This is a genomic window from Paenibacillus sp. IHB B 3084 (genome assembly GCF_001447315.1).
Taxonomy (GTDB): Bacteria; Bacillota; Bacilli; order Paenibacillales; family Paenibacillaceae; genus Paenibacillus.
Genome location: NZ_CP013203.1, coordinates 4356385 through 4373017, shown reverse-complemented (window position 1 = coordinate 4373017; position 16633 = coordinate 4356385). Strand labels below are relative to the sequence as shown.

Below are 16633 nucleotides of genomic sequence, written 5' to 3'. Positions count from 1 at the left end.
GGGATGAACATCGTAGCGAAAGACCGCTTTACCTATCAGCACTTACATGTCACTTGGCCCTATGGCAAGCTGCGTCTTAGTCACGTCCGCATGAGTCATGAGTTGGGGGAACATGCCAGACTGCTGATCACAGGCAGCTTGGAAGCCGATCAAGCAGACACGATTATTACTAAAGCAAGCAGTGACGATAAGATCGAACTCTGGTATTCGGATGCCAAGGAACGGAAACACCCCTTATTTATGGGGCAATTGTACTGCGTAGATGTACAGCACTTGCATCAAGAGATCGTGGTTAATCTCGATGTCATTTCTCATAGTTTCAAACTGGATACGCAGCTCAAAAATCGTTCTTTTCAACACATCAATCAAAAGTATGTGGAGATTGTAGATGCAGTACTGGCCGATTATAAAGGCTCAGACAAGATCGATGAAGCTTTTGAGAAAAAAGCAACAGATCAGTTCATCATGCAGTATCAGGAGACGGATTGGACTTTTTTAAAGCGGCTGGCTTCGCATGTGGGAGCCTTACTCGTTCCTAATATCGTTTCACACCATGCGCAAATTTGGATCGGTATTCCTCAGGCACGGCAGCATATTCAATTGAAAGAGGTTCCTTTTACGCTACAACGCAAGATCGCTCCCTATCTGGATCAGGAGGCGAACGGCTGGAAATCGGCTGCCATCGGGGATTACACCCGGTATACCTTTGAATGGGATCAAATGCTGCAACTGGGAGATGAAGTCAAGCGCAATCACGAAACCTATGTCATCACCAAACGTGAAGGCCAACTGATTCGTGGCTTGATGACTTGGTCGTATGAATGCGCCCTGTCGGCGGGTTTGAAGGTCCCTAAAATATACAATCGAACCATCATTGGTGCGGCTATTGAAGGAAAAATACTGGAGGTCAGCCGAAATCAGGTTCGATTGCATTTGGATATGGACGATCAACAAAGTCCTAATGAGGCTCAGTGGTTCCCCTATTCTGCCGAAGGTAATCAGGTCTGGTATCTGATGCCGGAAAAAGGCGCACAGGTGAAGCTGTATTTTCCAGGTGCAGACGAAGATGATGCGATGGTCATTCAATCCGTGCGAACGAAACCAACTAACGTTGCGTCCCCTTCCTCTCATGCCGCTCAAGGCGCTGTGGCCGAATCTCCGGCAGAGCGTCACCAGCGTAAAACAGCCGATCCTGGTGTCAAATCCTTTGCGAATCCACAAGGTAAAGAAATTTCCTTGGGCAACTCCGAACTGTCGATGAGTGCGCAGGAAGGATCGCTGTACATTTCCATGAATGCCCATCATGGCGTTAGCCTGAACAGTACTCAGCATGTTCAGATTCAAGCTACCGGCAGCCTTAGTCTTTCAGCAGGAAGCATCCTGCTGAAAGGAACCAACGGCTTACACTTGAATACAACGACCGATACACTGGATTTGGAGCAGGAAGTCAACAGCGTGAGTTCGGAAATCCAGCTTAAAGCTTCCCTCCATCAATACTACCCTGAGCCGCTTTTGTCTGATTTTGAGAAGCAGGTCGCTGAAAAGGGAATCCAAAGTGTGATGGGAGCACGCGTGAAAGACAATGTCACCTCTACCCTCAAGGGAGAATGGGATGCGGGTATGGATTTTTTAAGCGGAGTATGGAACTCCGCTGTCGATATCGTGGATATGGGAGTCATGGTGGCTACTCCTTTCGTCATGCCCGGTAACGTCACCGGGAAAGGTTTCCTCGATCGTAATGAGACCCTTGAAGGCATTAAGCATGCAGGAGGATATATTGCGGAAACGGTCACTTTTCAAAAATCAGGAAACGAACTTCTGAATGACGGGAAACAGGCTTGGGATGGTTTTACAGAACCTCTTGTGAAAAAGTGGAATAATTTTATTCCAAACCCGCTGACAGACACGAAGCAAGAAAGTTATGATGCAGGGTATGACAGCATAAAAGCTGTGGAGCGTGGAGTGGATGTAATTACAATCGTCAAAGGAGGAGTCAAACTCACTAAAAATTTAGGAAAGCTAGGCAAAGAAGAAGCCTCTTTATCTAAAGGAATCAAGGGTGTGGAAGAAAAGAACGGTGGAAAAGGTGGAGCGCCGGGATTATTCGGGGACACAGCGAAAGCCGACTCTGCTCTAGCGAAGGCCGGAGATGGAAAATTCAAAACAAATGCTATCCGTCTCCCGACCAATTTCGAATCCTTGGGGAGTTACTTGCAGAGTGTAGCGAGAAAGATGAATATCCGTATAACTAAAAGATCACCCATCCTCGCAACGGCTGGAGGTCATTATAAGTTTCATGATCTGGGTCCTGATGTCCCTCGTTCCAAAGCGGGTGCGAAGGTTTCGCCTGAGAGACAAAAGCAGATTGATGCGTTAGAATCAGGAGAGTACTCGGGTAAGAGCACTAAAGGGACGGGAAATGCAAAATTAACTGAACCATCGTTACCTAAAGGTGGAGCACTTACAGATAAAGAAATTGAGATGCTTACGTCCAAGAACAAGTCACCTGGACATGAGAAAGAATTTGAAACAGCAAAATTATTAAGAGAGGAAGGGTATGATCTAAAGGTATTAGAAGAATTGGAACATGGAAATGGGCATGGAATAAAAGACATTGCAAACCCAGACTTTATAATAGAAGGTAAGGTTTTTGACTGTTATGCGCCGGAAACTGATAAAGTAAAAAATGCTATTAATCAGATACAAAGTAAAACCAAATCTCAGGCAAGAAGAATTGCATTAAATTTAGATAATTTTAAGGGTAACATAGATGATCTAAAAGATGAGGTTTTAAGAAAAACAAATCCAAAGGGTGATTTAAAATATCTAGAAGAGTTGCTTGTTATAAAAGACGGTAAAATCACAAGATGGTTTTGGAGGGAAGAATAAAGTGGAATTATCTTATTATTTCTACACTCATTTTCAAACTAGAGAAGAAACAGATGAATTTTTAATTTCACAAGCGAGAAAAGTAATGGAAGATAATGTTGATCTTAAAATTAGTAGGCAAGAAGAGAGTGAAGATGGTGAGGGAGATACACTAGATTTTAGTTGCAAGTCCTTTGGAGTGAGCACCAATTTACACTTCGTCCAAGATATCTCTAAAGAGTATGATCTGAATGTGAATTTTGGCCTGTGGGTCACTATTTACCCTGGTGGAGACTTGAAGCTTATTCAGTTCATAGGTAATTTACTAAGTGGGACAAAAGGAAATGCTATATTGCTAGACGAAAATTACAACAAAGTGCTGGAAAGAAGAAGTGAATCTCTGACTGTAAATAATTACTTCTTTGACGGAGACTTTAGTAAACTTGGGCTTTCCTATGTGAACGGGATTTATCAAAAGTTCGTACTGCAGATAGACATTAATAAAAGTGGTGATATTATACAAATTTTAAAACCTAAAATCATAGATATAGCTAATGACTGCATTCACGAAGGTAAAGTTAATCTAGTCGAAGATCCTGATATTCGATCGGAGTTTGGGATCTGCTGGAATGATTTCAAAATAGATGTGCAAAAGGGAGCGCAGAGTATAAATAATGTTGGCCAAGTAGTAAATGTATCTGGGGGCCATATTTATACTGATCAACATGATCCTAGATTAAAAGTAATGATGAATTTCTTCAAACGAGTAATAGAACGCCTTGAAGGTGATTGCAAATTAAGTGTTATTAAAGGGTACCTGATAAAGGATTACAAAGAAATTGTTTTAATGGAAAGAAAAGAGGACGTTATAACTGTAAATAAAAATGCAGTGGAAAAATGTCTATTATATGAAGTTGGTCTTAGCTGAATAGAACCTTTATTTTGCTTTTAGACTACAATTTAGAAACCCAGAAGGAGAATGTTGTGTATTAAATTAACACCCTAGCAAGCTGTTAATTCAGTGATAAGGTGATTCGCATTGTTACTTCATAAGCAACTATATTTATATATAGCTCCATAAAGTCTGTGTCAATCCCCATGGGGGCAATTCAACTTGAGCAGAAAAGTTTGTAGAATACTTTCTGTAAACTCACTTCACAACCTCAACAGAAAGATCGGACAATACAACTAACAAACCAAATACTAAACAACTTGACACACTTGAAAAACTTTCAAAAGCTTATTCCAACTTGAATTTTAAGTAGGAATAAGCTTTTTGACATGCCAAAAAAACCGAGCGGTACTGGCCGATTATAAAGGCTCGGACAAGATTGATGAAGCTTTTGAGAAAAAAGCGAAAGACCAGTTCATCATGCAGTATCAGGAGACGGATTGGACCTTTTTAAAACGTCTGGCTTCGCATGTGGGAGCCTTACTCGTTCCTAATATCGTTTCACACCATGCGCAAATTTGGATCGGTATCCCTCAGGCACGGCAGCATATTCAATTGAAAGAGGTTCCTTTTACGTTACAGCGCAAGATTGCTCCCTATCTGGATCAGGAGGCGAACGGCTGGAAATCGGCCACTATTGGAGATTACACCCGGTATACCTTTGAGTGGGATCAAATGCTGCAACTGGGAGATGAAGTCGAGCGCAATCACGAAACGTACGTCATCACCAAACGTGAGGGCCAATTGATTCATGGCTTGATGACTTGGTCGTATGAATGCGCCCTGTCGGCGGGCTTGAAGGTCCCTAAAATATACAATCGAACCATCATTGGTGCGGCTATTGAAGGAAAAATACTGGAGGTCAGCCGGAATCAGGTTCGATTGCATTTGGATATGGACGATCAGCAGAATCCCAAGGATGCCCAGTGGTTCCCCTACTCTGCCGAGGGCAATCAGGTGTGGTATCTCATGCCGGAAAAAGGGGTGCAGGTGAAGCTATATTTTCCAAGTGCAGACGAAGATGATGCGATGGTTATCCAATCGGTACGGACGAAACCATCTACTGTTGCCGCCCCTTCATCTCACGCAGTTCAAGGTGCCGTGGTCGAATCACCAGCAGAACGTCACCAACGTAAAACTGCCGATCCCGGAGTCAAATCCTTTGCGAATCCACAAGGTAAAGAAATTTCCTTGGGCAACTCCGAACTGTCGATGAGTGCGCAGGAAGGATCGCTGTACATCTCTATGAATGCCCATCATGGCGTGAGCCTGAACAGTACTCAGCATGTTCAGATTCAAGCTACCGGCAGCCGTTGGTTCCTTTCAGCAGGAAGCAGCATCCTGCTGAAAGGAACCAACGGCTTACACTTGAATACAACGACCGATACACTGGATTTGGAGCAGGAAGTCAACAGCGTGAGTTCGGAAATCCAACTTAAAGCTTCCCTCCATCAATACTACCCTGAGCCGCTTTTGTCTGATTTTGAGAAGCAGGTCGCTGAAAAGGGAATCCAAAGTGTGCTCGGAGCACGCGTGAAGGAGAATGTAGGCTCCACGCTCAAGGGAGAATGGGATGCGGGTGTGGAGTTTTTAAGCGGGGTATGGGACTCAGTTGTCGATATAGCGGATATGGGAACCATGGTAATGACTCCTTTCGTTATGCCGGGAAATTACACCGGTAAAGGTTTTCTGGAGCGCAATGAGACACTTGAAGGTATTAAGCATGCAGGAGGATATATTGCGGAAACGGTCACTTTTCAAAAATCAGGGAACGAACTTCTCAATGACGGGAAAAAGGCTTGGGATGGTTTTACAGAACCTCTTGTGAAAAAGTGGAATAATTTTATTCCAAACCCGCTGACAGACACGAAGCAAGAAAGTTATGATGCAGGGTATGACAGCATAAAAGCTGTGGAGCGTGGAGTGGATGTAATTACAATCGTCAAAGGAGGAGTCAAACTCACTAAAAATTTAGGAAAGCTAGGCAAAGAAGAAGCCTCTTTATCTAAAGGAATCAAGGGTGTGGAAGAAAAGAACGGTGGAAAAGGTGGAGCGCCGGGATTATTCGGGGACACAGCGAAAGCCGACTCTGCTCTAGCGAAGGCCGGAGATGGAAAATTCAAAACGAACGCCATCCGTTTCCCGACCAATTTCGAATCCTTGGGTAGTTACTTGCAGAGTGTAGCCCGAAAGATGAATATCCGTATAACTAAAAGGTCACCGATCCTCGCAACGGCTGGAGGTCATTATAAGTTTCATGATCTGGGTCCTGATATCCCTCGTTCCAAAGCGGGTGCAAAAATCACGCCTGAGAGACAAAAACAAATTGATGCGTTAGAATCAGGAGAGTACACAGGTAAGAGTAATAAGGGGACAGGTAAACCCTTAAATGTGAAACCCATTGAACCAAGAGGAGAATCAATTCAATTTGAACCTTTTATTAAGCAAGAATTAATAGCACAACAGACATATGACAGGTTAAGGTCAACAGGCTTAGATATGAAAGAAATCGAAGCTTTTTCCAAAAACACAGGTCTTAGCTTAGAAGAGGCAGTTGATCTAAAAAAACATCTTTTCTTATCGGAACATGTTAATTTGCCTGACCCTATCTATGGGAAATATTATTATCAAGGCTACTTTCACCCAGATTATCATATAGCATATGGATGGGAGAAAGCACTTAAGGCTGAATTATCACCTTTAGAAAAAACATGGTTTAGACAATTAGCAGATCATGAATTAGCAGAAAGTAAGATGATGCAAGAAGGAATGCCATATCGTAAAATTGAATCATGGGATCCTAAGCGAGGGTTGACTGGAAAACCGCCCAATGAGGGAGCACATGACTTGGCACCTCCTCCACCAAAAGACTATCCAGACCCAGATTTTAAACCAGATGAAAGCCTTTTATAACTCCATTATATACCATATATGGTATTATGGTAAAGATAAGACAGGAGATGTTCAATTGAATCAGATGTTTGAAAAAGCTAGATCTATAATAAAAAATATTGATTGGGAATATGAAGAGCCAAACAAGCCTTCACATGCTGTTTTATTATACGAGTTCCTAAGAAGAGGATCTTTATTTTATGATTATATAAGCAGAGATCCTAACAGAAGGCCAGCGGTTTTTAGTGCTGCGGATATGTGTGACATAAAGGCACCTATTGATATATACGAATTTTGTGATGAATTAAACCAAATTCAAGATGAATGGCTTGTCAAATCAACGTGTAAAAATTATTTGGAATGGGCTTATTTAGCTGGTGAGAGCAAGCTTGTTGCACTTGAATTTCAAGAATTATATGTTCCAATTATAAAACTATTTAGTAGAGGGGGAAGGATAAGATACCATCATGGAGAATTAACTTGTGGCAGTAGTGGACGTTCTCGAATTGTCTCTACGGATATGAGTACAGTTGAACCAGAGGATATAAGTGATAGGACTTTAGATGAGCTTGATCTTCAACGGGATGAATAAATGGAGATCAGAACCCCTGTATAAATTGGTTTACACCCCCACCAACAAGATCGTACAATACAACCAATTATTAAAAAACTTGACGATCGCTTGATAAACTCGCAAAGGCTTATTCCAACTTGAACATTGAGGAGGAATGAGTCTTTTTTGTACTTTGGAAACTAGGGCGTGTATTCAAACCTAAACAAGCCAGATTATAATCGAAGCCAACGTCAAAAAAGCCTTGAAAGTACATGTCAATTTATCAAAGCGAGTCGCTAGGCGACGGTAGTGTTTAGTTTTGTTGAAAAAGCACTCCACTAAATGCCGTTCTTTATAGATTACTTTGTCCCATTTTCGCTGTACTAGACGGTTTTTATTGCTAGGAATAACTGGAGTCTCGTCTTGCTCCTTCCAGGAGTTTGAGAATCCGGTTTGTGTCATAAGCCCGGTCGGCCAGAACTTGTTTTTGGGTTAAATCCATCGACTTCAGCATTTCATAGCCCATGACCGAGTCGTGACGTCGTCCGGCCGTCAACTCTAAGCGCAACGGATTGCCTAAAGCATCCACAACGGCGTGAATTTTAGTGGTCAGTCCGCCTCGGGACCTTCCCATAGCCTGAAAATACTGCCCCCTTTTGCCCCGGCTCCATGCTGATGGACACGAACAATGGTCGCATCCATCATTACACTTTCGAAGTCGGGTTCAATTGAAACATGCTCTAAAATTCGATCCCAGATGCCGGCGATTTGCCAGCGGCGAAACCGGGTGCACACTGAGGACCAAGAAGGATAATAGTCTGGCATATCACGCCATGGTGCCCCGCTACGGGCGACCCACAGCATCGCGTTGAGCATCACACGGTTGTCTGTTCCAGGTCGACCTCCTTGCTTTTTTCGCTCCGGCGGCAGCACATCTTTTATCTTTTTCCACTAATCATCTTGGATTTCGTATCGTCTCTTCATAACTTCTAATTTACCACGATTTAACTTTGTTTTGTAGTTTGAATACACGCCCTAGAGAGTCACACATCAAAACAACTACTGAATATGTCTCGTCCTAACCATTTACAAGCTTCAACAAAGTTATACTGTGAAAAGCTAAAACTGGAGGCAAAAGCAGCAAATTTGGATTTAAACACATATTTAGAGGATGTATTAAAATATGATAAGAAACAAATACGTGCCATTATAAAAGGGGATGATAAAATACCTGGCTTTACTTGGCATCCTCATCAAGAAACAGGAAGAATGCAGTTGGTAGATGAGAATGTTCATGGTAAAGTAAATCATACTGGTGGAAATAAAATATGGGGTAATGGCGATTAAACCTCTAATAAATTAGAAGGGAGAATTAAAATGGGATATGAGCTAAAATGGTCTGATAATATAAATTTAGATGAAAGCAAATTGAGAGGTCTTGAGGAGCGATGGAATATCCGCTTTCCTAAAGAGTACGTAGAAATTGTGCTAAATCATGATGGATCAGTACCATATATAATAGATCAAAATGGTGAAGAGATGACGGGCGTTGTAGAAGTACCTGGGAAATTAACATGGTCTATACAACTATTGTCTTTAATAGAAAAAGAAGTTCTTGGAGAAGTAATTTCTCCAATTGAACTAGCGTACGATACTTTAAGTGAGGCTTTACCGAAAAATATATTTCCCTTTGCTATTAATGGATCTGGTGATAAATTTTTATTTGATTACAGGAAAGATACAAATGAACCGGAAATTTTGTTTCAAAACCATGAAGATTTAATCTTGGAAAGTGAAATAACCGAAGAGGAATTAGAAGAAAAATCACTTGAAGACTGGCAGGACGAAACATTAGATTTTGTATGTGAATCATTCGCAGCTTTTCTTAAATTAATTTCTCCTAGAGACTAAAAGGATAACTCTTTAAAGCTGCTGCCCTAAACATAGCTATAAATAAATGAACTTAATTATATAGATTCGGGAGTGGATTATTTAGAGAAATCATTATTAAATATATATTAAATTCATTTACCCTTTTATTTAAGATGGGTCACTCTAAAATTTTGAAAGTCCATTCCAATTTGAATCATAAGAGGAATGGACTTTTTTTCAATTAAAAAGAAATAAAAAATAGCAGCCCCACCAATCTCCCTACACCAAAAACAATAACTTGCCATCCCTCCCCAACAGAGTTAACATACACACACTTCAACAACGGGAGGGGAAATGTACCATGTCAAACTGGCCGGATTGGTTTCTCGAAGCATTACGCCAGCGGTTTTATCAATTAGAACTAGCCCGTGAACAGACTTCATGTTCATCAGAGGACAAAAATCTATACACCAAAATGGATCAATTCAAAATAAATCAAAACGAGGATGTTCAGCAACTGCTATCCGAATAGGAAGAAGCCATAGGCTATCAGCTAAGTCAGGACAAACAATCTATCTACATGGAAGGAGTCAAAGACGGGATTCGATTGATTCTTCCCGTCATGCACTCCACAAATATTCGTTAGCCCATTGATTGTTTCAGCCTATGGTTTCTCTAGTCCCTGAATTCATTTAACATTGTTCTATTAACCTTAAATGATTTCATCTATGCTCATTCCACTTTTCAAGGTAAAAACAAGATTCGCTGGTGAGAGAATCGTGATCTTCTCCACCAACGCATTGAACAGGTTATCATCAAATTGTTCTAGTATATCTTGCCGCGAGCTTAGAATTTGTATGATTTCATCGACACGTTCCTTAATTTTCTCCTTCTGATCCTCTTCCTCCTCTAATATCAGCATCTGCTGCCGTAGCTCGTTGAGCTCAGTGGAAAGTCTGTTCGTCTCTTCATCATAAACGCTCTCGTCAATTTGATTCCGTAGCTTGAGATTCACTAATTCCTTCAAGTCGGATTTCAATTGTTGCATCTGTCCTTCAATGTCCAATAGCGGTTCTTGCCCTATTTTGCTGGAAAGTACCGATTCAATATTGGCTTTCAGCGTTTTAATCAATCTTTCCTTGTTCTCATACATCCGGTTAAACACTCGTACAAACGCGGAATGTAAAACTTGTTCATTAACTGATTTGGCATCACATGCTGCTTTCCCTTCATTGACATACGTTTTGCATTGCCATACCACTTTTTTGGATGGATTATTGCTGTTCCAGGTTCGTCGTTTAAAAATGGCCCCACAGCATCCACAATATACTTTACTGCTCAGTGCGTATTTACTGGAGTATCTTTTACTATCCCCCATCACACTCCCTTTCAGCTTGGCTCTCTGTTCCTTTTCCTTTTCCTTTTGCACCGCTTCAAATAGTTCCTTGGATACAATCAGTTCATGGTTGTTTTCAATTAAATATTGCTGCTCCTGTCCTCGGTTTTTTATTCGTTTGTGGGTTAGAAAATCTACCGTTACCGTCTTTTGCTGAAGCAAAGCTCCGTAATATTTCTCATTGGTCAGAATTAAGGTAATGGAGGAATCCCACCACGTATCGCCACCCGCTTTGATTCAGTCCATTGTGGACAAACAACAGACTAAGTTGGTTCGCATCCAGGAACGGCTTGATGCTATTGAGCACGAGGGAAAGCAGGGGGGGCGCATGATGTCTTACTGAAAGAAGTGAATCCGTAGCTGGGCATTGTGGTCAGATCGGCTCTCGGCGGATGGGTGACAACGAAAGCGAAGCTGATCGATGTGTCTTGGTTCGGAGGCATCGTGGAGTTCGCTGCATCCTTGCTGGCTGTACTCAGCTATAAGTCTTGACCGCAAAGCCCGGAACGAACAGAAAGCTGTCGCGAATTGAACGTCTCCAAGTCGATGCTCAATGCCTGCTCGTAACGGTTGTTTTACCTCGGCTTGCACCCCAACATTCGCAGGACTTTTACATCATCAAATCCTTTCTAAGCTTAAGCGTTTTTTAACAAATCATAATATTCATGAAAAATCTTGACTTATAATGATAATAAGGTGTACTCTATATTCAAATAATATGGAATATATTTCAATTATAATATAATTAAGTAATTTTTTTATATTTGTTTTGGAAAGATAAATTTTTTAATACGGGTATTAGCTCTACCGCTAACTAAGAAATTAGTGAGTCATAAATGAGCTTTCATTCTGTCTGCAACATATAATCGATAGCAGGCATCCTTTATATATATTCCTGCATCATAGAGTTTTTTGGCTCTTCGCTCTATTGGATGGGTAACGCCGTATAGAAATAGGTTCATAGTCAAGCTTGTTTCAGTAGATTCTTAAAGAAATGGTATAAAGGGAACGGGGTAAAAATGGGTTTAGGGCCTGTGTGCTGCAAGTGCTGGAAGCCGATGTTTATTCGCGGTCATGTAGACCATAGCTATTAGATTATGGACGTTTCTGTACCCACGTGCTTTTCGTTTGGCTGCTTGCACTAATCCATTTATGCCTTCAAGCAGACCATTGGTCATCCGGCTGTGAAACCAACGCAGAATGCCTTCTTCATGTTGTTTCACGGTCTTTGCCAGATCCATCATCGCTCCCAACTGTGAGCGCCTAGCCCAGCCTAACCACTCCCGTAAATAGACGTCAGCAAAGACGTGCGGGGTCGTCCATAGTTCCTGCATGGCTAATTTTAAGCGGTAGGCTCTGCCTGTTTTTAGGTTTTTGTCCTTCAGGCTTTCCAAGGTATCTCGCTGCTCTGCCTTCAAGTTCGTTTTGTTCTTTAACCATAGATATTTGGTTCGCTTGAGCCCAGGTTCTTCTTTCTGCTCGGCTTTACGCACCTCATCCACGGCTTCATTCACCATCTTCATGACGTGGAACTTATCAAAGGTAATTTCGGCTGTGGGGAACTGCTCTTCAATACCTCGAATAAAGGCGGGAGACATATCGCAGCAGATTTCCTGTATTTGTGCCGATTCTACGCCTTTTTGTAGTAAATACTGGTTGAAACGCGCTAAGGTATCTTTGCCTTTTCCTTCGGTTGCAAAAAGTACCGTTTTGGTGTCCACATCCACAAACAAGGTAATGTAGCGGTGACCCCGACGCGAGGACGTTTCGTCGATGGCGATCCGCCGAACTAAGCTGACGTCCAGTTCGGTCATGGCTTGATTGACGTAGTGATGAAAAATCCGCCACATGCGTGTGTCATGTTCTCGTAATTCACGCGCTGCTGCGTTGACGGGCATTTCAGCCATTAAACGCATGGCCCAGGCCTCAAAATCCAAGGTGAAATGCGACAACGGCCGGGACCACTTCACGGGAATCAACGTGATTTTATTACATTGTTTGCAGTCTGTTCGGGGAACCCGGGCATGTAAATAGGTTTTCCATTTCCAAATATCGAGATGGCGCCACTGTTTTTTCTCTGCATCGTAGGCCTTGCAAGGTGCTCCACAATGCGGACAGGCAAACAGGGCTCCTCGTTCAAAATCAATAAATAAGTGCCATGCTTCTTCTTGCGGGTCATACTCAATATCAGCTAATTTCCAGGGTTCTTCAAGGTCTAACATGAACTTGAACACATCATTCATTAGATTATCCTTTTTGCTTAATGGGGTCCACATGTTCCATCCCGTCCTCTTCCTATTATTACTAGACAGTATGGACACTTTCTCTATTAAACAGACATCTAACATTTACTTTAGCGAAGAAGCAGTTTTTTTAGCCTGTAACTGTTCTACCTTTTTATTACTGTATACAGTTAATGAGAAGGGAAGGACAATTCTCAAAGAGAGGAGGATAATTAGCTGCCAGGGGAAATAATTTCGTCATAATCGTATGATTCAGTACTAGGATAGCCATATCTGAGAAAGGTGGGATTTATTGCTATGAAAAAGTTGTGCGGTTTGGCTCTTATTCTTGTTCTAGCTCTTTCGTTTAATGTTTCTGCCTTTGCAAAAGGGGATGATACTCAAGCCCAACCCTTGACGAAGGAAGAGATTGTTAATTCCGATGAGTTTCTTGCTGCTGTGGAGGCGGCTAAGGCTACATTTGAATCTCAGAAAGCTGATGAATCTAAAGAAGCTAAAAACAATGATGGCCCAATTGTCCAGGCATCTGCCCCACCGGTATCTCACATTAATGTATACGCTGTCGCATCTCCTTATGGCGGTCAAGAGATATATGGGTTCAATAGCAACCCGTTTAACACTAATAATGATCACCATGGGGATTGGATTCAGTGTATTACTTACCAGATTGGTTATGACAATTCTCACTATGGTAAGCTCGGCGGCAGTATTATGACAAATAATTGGACTGAGCCTCTTGATTTGAATGGCGATAGTATCATAGATGCTTGGGCCCGTTCTTGGATTTATGAAGGCACTAGTGAAGGCGGACAATTTGTAAGTACTGTTCGTTCCGCAAATTCTCCTTGGAATACTGCGGAAGCATGGATTAATGTTCGTTAACTCCTACTCGCAATTTTCATGAAGTGTAATAACAAGAAGGTTATCCCAGTACTTTCTACAATTAAGTACATGATTTACAGAGGAAGGATGCGGTGGGTTCAATCCCTTAACCGATGCTGATGGTAAAATTGCAGGTTCCTCCTTGTTGGCACGGCATATGGAGATGGAATACAACTTGATGCTTCGTTATGGTGCTAAAGAAGCCCGTACACGCATGAACAATGTGTTTGCAGACAAGGATTCTGCCAAGTCTCTAATAAGTGCGGCTTTGGAACGAGTCAACAATCCGTTAACGAGAGATAAAAGTTCTGCCCAGCTTGGGTTTGAAAAAAAATTTTTTTCGAATCTTTTTATCGCTTCTTGGTTGATTGTAAACTGTTTTATATCAGAAAGCCCAACCAAGCATTATCAAAGATTCTTGATAATGCTACACGCGAGCAAGGCGCAGGTATATACATACCGTGCGTCTTTTCTCGTTGTGACGTTGCCCCAAACCGTATCAGCAGAGAAAAAGTGCAAGGGTCATTGCCCAGGCATCCTGCCACGATTAGCCGAGAGCTTCGCCAGAATGCACAAATAGAAATGCCTCTATAGTAGACATCCCTCCACAAAAACAATAACTTGCTATCCCTCCCCATCAGAGTTAACATACACACACTCAAACCATGGGAGGGAAAATGTACTATGTTAAATTGGCCAGATTGGTTTCAAGAAGCATTACGCCAACGATTTTATCAATTAGAACTCGCCAGCGAACAACAGGCTTCAAATTAACCAGAGGACAAAAGTCTATTTACTCAAATGGATCAATTCAAAACCAACCAAAACGAAGATACTCAGCGTCTGCTATCGGAATGGGAAGAAGCCATAGGCGATCAGCTAAGCCAGGATAAACAATCCATCTATATGGAAGGAGTAAAAGACGGGATTCGATTGATCCTTCCTGTCATACAACCCACAAATATTCGTTTGCCTATTGATCGCATTAACCTAAGATTTTTTAGGTTTACATTTTAAAAGCAGATCGTATAATGCAACAAGCTAGGCACAAAACAACTTAACAAACACTTATTTTTATATGACGGATTGTAATATGAAGTGCGACACCTGCTGGAAATAAATAAAAAAGGGCCCATGGCCGGATTCGTGTAGAATGAAAGTTCCTACACCCACATTCACACAAGGAGAATCCACCATGAGCTACACACATCTTAGCATAATCGAACGAAGCAAGCTAGAAATCCTGCATCAGCAGGGGAAAAGTTCAAGAGCCATCGCTGAGGAGCTGGGGCGACATCATGCGACCATTTGCCGAGAAATCCGTCGGAATGCTGAGCTAGCGTCCTACAATGCACAGCGCTCCCAACATGCTTACGAGCAGCGCCGTAGAGCCTCTGTACCTCAAGGCAAATGGACAGAGGAACAAGCGGTAGAGCTCGAAGAGAAGTTGCATGCGACTTGGTCACCTGAGCAGATCGTGGAGCGTTTTAGAACAGAAGGCCAGCCCACCGTGTGCTGCAAAACCATCTATCGCTGGCTCTATGCAGGCCGCCTGGCCCGAGCGGACGTGAAGGTGCTACGGCACAAAGGAAAACGGCAGCAGCCCGCTGAAAAACGAGGGAAGTTTGCCGTGGGTAAGTCGATTTCCGAACGCCCCAAGGAGGTGCGTTCCCGGGACACCTTTGGACACTGGGAGCTAGATACGGTGGTGTCTGGTCGTGGGAAAAGCAAAGGCTGCGTGGCGACCTTCATTGAACGGAAAACCCGTCTGTACACCGCGGTTCAAATGCCTGATCGCACGGCATTGTCGATGGAGATTGCCTTTGGCGTAGCGGCTTCTCAGTACCCTGCTGGGGCGTTTCAAACCGCAACTGCAGATCGAGGAAAAGAATTCGCCTGTTATGCAAACCTGGAAACCACACATGACGTGCAGATCTACTTTGCTGACCCATACTCTTCCTGGCAAAGAGGGTCGAATGAGAATGCGAACGGCTTGCTTCGAGAGTGCTTTCCCAAAGGTACGGACTTTGCCCAAGTATCCGATGTGGCATTGGAGCGTTCGCTTGATTTAATCAACCATCGCCCCCGAAAATGTCTGGGGTGGAAAACCGCTCACGAATCTTTCACACAGGAACTGTCGCACTTGGCTTGACAATCCGTCATATTGCAAAACGTAATGATTTAGAAGAGGGTTTATACAAATTGGCTTTGGGTACTTCCAAGATGTTGCCCCCTGCAGAATTTTGGGCAGAGAGAATCCACCGGACACTTTTAAATTCAAAAGATTTAGTAATTTCTTACGGTAAAGCTTTGGAGAAACTAGAAGGTTCGACTAAACAGACAATCAAAGAAATTTTAATGGTGATTAAGGATGACGCTCCAGATTTATATTTTGATAAGGCTAATTCTCTATTAGAAAAAATAAGTTAAACATGGGGATCTGGCTGATTTGTATACACACAGTTAGCCCTATAATAGATTTTGCAAAAATGTTATCGTGACCATTATCACGGTCTAACCTGTAAATTTAAGTTAAAATACAAACAATTTAAATTTGTTTCATCTTCAAAAATGCCGTAATTGATCACAAAGAAAAAACAAGGAAGTGTACAAAGATGAAAAGAACTGATTTACCTCTTGTCTATTCATGTTCTGGATGTTCCTCCGCAGCACAAACCGCTAACATGATCGCTATAAAAATGGATCGAGAAAAAGTCGCTGAAATGTCCTGCATTGCTGGTGTTGGTGGTGATGTCAAGCCGCTTGTCAGAACAGCAAAATCGGGACGTGACATCATTGCAATTGATGGCTGTCCCTTGTCCTGTTGCAAGAGTTGCTTAGCAAGGCATGAGGTTCAACCCAAACACCATTTCCTGCTGTCTGACTTTGACGTACCCAAAATAATAGGAGAAGATCCTAACCCCGATCATTATAGAAATGCTTACACACAAATCTTAGAACAAATTGGACAATGA

General features: G+C 42.3%; 17 protein-coding genes. 13 read left to right on the top strand and 4 right to left on the bottom strand.

Translation table 11 applies throughout. The annotated features are described in order from the left end of the window. Window positions 1-3: 3 nt before the first annotated feature. From ASL14_RS20505 to ASL14_RS20490, 4 genes are all read left to right on the top strand, one after another. Complete coding sequence (locus tag ASL14_RS20505; protein WP_189338187.1) at window positions 4-2889, top strand: CdiA C-terminal domain-containing protein; 2886 nt, start codon at window positions 4-6, stop codon at window positions 2887-2889. Between the two features lies 1 nt (window position 2890). Further along, window positions 2891-3796 carry a hypothetical protein gene (locus tag ASL14_RS20500; RefSeq protein ID WP_134913248.1) on the top strand — a complete coding sequence of 302 codons (906 nt, stop codon included), beginning with the start codon at window positions 2891-2893 and terminating at the stop codon, window positions 3794-3796. Window positions 3797-4495: 699 nt separating this feature from the next. Next, the gene (locus ASL14_RS20495) at window positions 4496-6733 is read left to right on the top strand and encodes a hypothetical protein (RefSeq protein WP_223264069.1); all 2238 of its coding nucleotides are present in this window, start codon (window positions 4496-4498) and stop codon (window positions 6731-6733) included. A 55-nt stretch (window positions 6734-6788) separates the two neighbouring features. Continuing rightward, on the top strand, window positions 6789-7304 hold the full coding sequence (locus ASL14_RS20490; protein ID WP_134913247.1) for a hypothetical protein: 516 nt from the start codon (window positions 6789-6791) through the stop codon (window positions 7302-7304). 361 nt (window positions 7305-7665) lie between these two features. On the opposite strand, the gene ASL14_RS28320 is transcribed toward ASL14_RS20490, so the two are convergent. Continuing rightward, window positions 7666-7899, bottom strand: coding sequence for a transposase (locus tag ASL14_RS28320; RefSeq protein ID WP_223264068.1), 234 nt, complete (start codon window positions 7897-7899; stop codon window positions 7666-7668). Continuing rightward, window positions 7875-8207: a transposase gene (locus tag ASL14_RS28315; RefSeq protein ID WP_335338635.1), complete on the bottom strand. Its 333-nt coding sequence runs from the start codon at window positions 8205-8207 to the stop codon at window positions 7875-7877. The genes ASL14_RS28320 and ASL14_RS28315 overlap by 25 nt, the downstream gene beginning before the upstream one ends. 126 nt (window positions 8208-8333) lie before the next feature. Here ASL14_RS28315 and ASL14_RS20480 point away from each other — a divergent pair, with 126 nt between their 5' ends. The 3 genes from ASL14_RS20480 (at window position 8334) to ASL14_RS28310 (ending at window position 9669) form a co-directional block, all read left to right on the top strand. Continuing rightward, complete coding sequence (locus tag ASL14_RS20480; protein ID WP_134913246.1) at window positions 8334-8612, top strand: HNH endonuclease; 279 nt, start codon at window positions 8334-8336, stop codon at window positions 8610-8612. 30 nt (window positions 8613-8642) lie between these two features. Further along, window positions 8643-9176, top strand: a complete 534-nt coding sequence (locus tag ASL14_RS20475; protein WP_134913245.1) for an SMI1/KNR4 family protein — start codon at window positions 8643-8645, stop codon at window positions 9174-9176. A 322-nt stretch (window positions 9177-9498) separates the two neighbouring features. Beyond that, the gene (locus ASL14_RS28310; RefSeq protein WP_223264066.1) at window positions 9499-9669 is read left to right on the top strand and encodes a hypothetical protein; all 171 of its coding nucleotides are present in this window, start codon (window positions 9499-9501) and stop codon (window positions 9667-9669) included. A gap of 180 nt (window positions 9670-9849) precedes the next feature. Here the strand turns inward: ASL14_RS28310 and ASL14_RS20470 are convergent, their stop codons facing one another. Further along, on the bottom strand, window positions 9850-10770 hold the full coding sequence (locus ASL14_RS20470) for a recombinase family protein (protein ID WP_223264375.1): 921 nt from the start codon (window positions 10768-10770) through the stop codon (window positions 9850-9852). A gap of 132 nt (window positions 10771-10902) precedes the next feature. Here ASL14_RS20470 and ASL14_RS29115 point away from each other — a divergent pair, with 132 nt between their 5' ends. Then, window positions 10903-11025: a hypothetical protein gene (locus tag ASL14_RS29115; RefSeq protein WP_257721129.1), complete on the top strand. Its 123-nt coding sequence runs from the start codon at window positions 10903-10905 to the stop codon at window positions 11023-11025. 533 nt (window positions 11026-11558) lie between these two features. Here ASL14_RS29115 and ASL14_RS20460 read toward each other — a convergent pair. Further along, complete coding sequence (locus tag ASL14_RS20460; RefSeq protein WP_134910372.1) at window positions 11559-12776, bottom strand: ISL3 family transposase; 1218 nt, start codon at window positions 12774-12776, stop codon at window positions 11559-11561. A 297-nt stretch (window positions 12777-13073) separates the two neighbouring features. Here ASL14_RS20460 and ASL14_RS20455 point away from each other — a divergent pair, with 297 nt between their 5' ends. The 5 genes from ASL14_RS20455 (at window position 13074) to ASL14_RS20430 (ending at window position 16633) form a co-directional block, all read left to right on the top strand. Then, window positions 13074-13658 carry a DUF4879 domain-containing protein gene (locus ASL14_RS20455; protein ID WP_134913244.1) on the top strand — a complete coding sequence of 195 codons (585 nt, stop codon included), beginning with the start codon at window positions 13074-13076 and terminating at the stop codon, window positions 13656-13658. Between the two features lie 142 nt (window positions 13659-13800). Further along, window positions 13801-14238 (top strand): hypothetical protein, encoded by a 438-nt coding sequence (locus tag ASL14_RS20450; protein ID WP_134913243.1) that lies wholly within the window; start codon window positions 13801-13803, stop codon window positions 14236-14238. Window positions 14239-14853: 615 nt separating this feature from the next. Then, the gene (locus ASL14_RS20440) at window positions 14854-15810 is read left to right on the top strand and encodes an IS30 family transposase (RefSeq protein WP_134913242.1); all 957 of its coding nucleotides are present in this window, start codon (window positions 14854-14856) and stop codon (window positions 15808-15810) included. Further along, window positions 15807-16088, top strand: a complete 282-nt coding sequence (locus ASL14_RS20435) for a hypothetical protein (RefSeq protein ID WP_223264065.1) — start codon at window positions 15807-15809, stop codon at window positions 16086-16088. The genes ASL14_RS20440 and ASL14_RS20435 overlap by 4 nt, the downstream gene beginning before the upstream one ends. A 185-nt stretch (window positions 16089-16273) precedes the next feature. After that, window positions 16274-16633 carry a putative zinc-binding protein gene (locus ASL14_RS20430; RefSeq protein WP_134913241.1) on the top strand — a complete coding sequence of 120 codons (360 nt, stop codon included), beginning with the start codon at window positions 16274-16276 and terminating at the stop codon, window positions 16631-16633.

Coding starts and splice junctions, on each gene's coding strand:
- ASL14_RS20440 (WP_134913242.1), top strand. CDS start 14,854: ATGAGCTACACACATCTTAGCATAATCGAACGAAGCAAGCTAGAAATC.
- ASL14_RS20495 (WP_223264069.1), top strand. CDS start 4,496: ATGCTGCAACTGGGAGATGAAGTCGAGCGCAATCACGAAACGTACGTC.
- ASL14_RS28310 (WP_223264066.1), top strand. CDS start 9,499: ATGTCAAACTGGCCGGATTGGTTTCTCGAAGCATTACGCCAGCGGTTT.
- ASL14_RS20455 (WP_134913244.1), top strand. CDS start 13,074: ATGAAAAAGTTGTGCGGTTTGGCTCTTATTCTTGTTCTAGCTCTTTCG.
- ASL14_RS28320 (WP_223264068.1), bottom strand. CDS start 7,899: ATGGGAAGGTCCCGAGGCGGACTGACCACTAAAATTCACGCCGTTGTG.
- ASL14_RS20475 (WP_134913245.1), top strand. CDS start 8,643: ATGGGATATGAGCTAAAATGGTCTGATAATATAAATTTAGATGAAAGC.
- ASL14_RS20430 (WP_134913241.1), top strand. CDS start 16,274: ATGAAAAGAACTGATTTACCTCTTGTCTATTCATGTTCTGGATGTTCC.
- ASL14_RS20480 (WP_134913246.1), top strand. CDS start 8,334: ATGTCTCGTCCTAACCATTTACAAGCTTCAACAAAGTTATACTGTGAA.
- ASL14_RS20460 (WP_134910372.1), bottom strand. CDS start 12,776: ATGAATGATGTGTTCAAGTTCATGTTAGACCTTGAAGAACCCTGGAAA.
- ASL14_RS20505 (WP_189338187.1), top strand. CDS start 4: ATGAACATCGTAGCGAAAGACCGCTTTACCTATCAGCACTTACATGTC.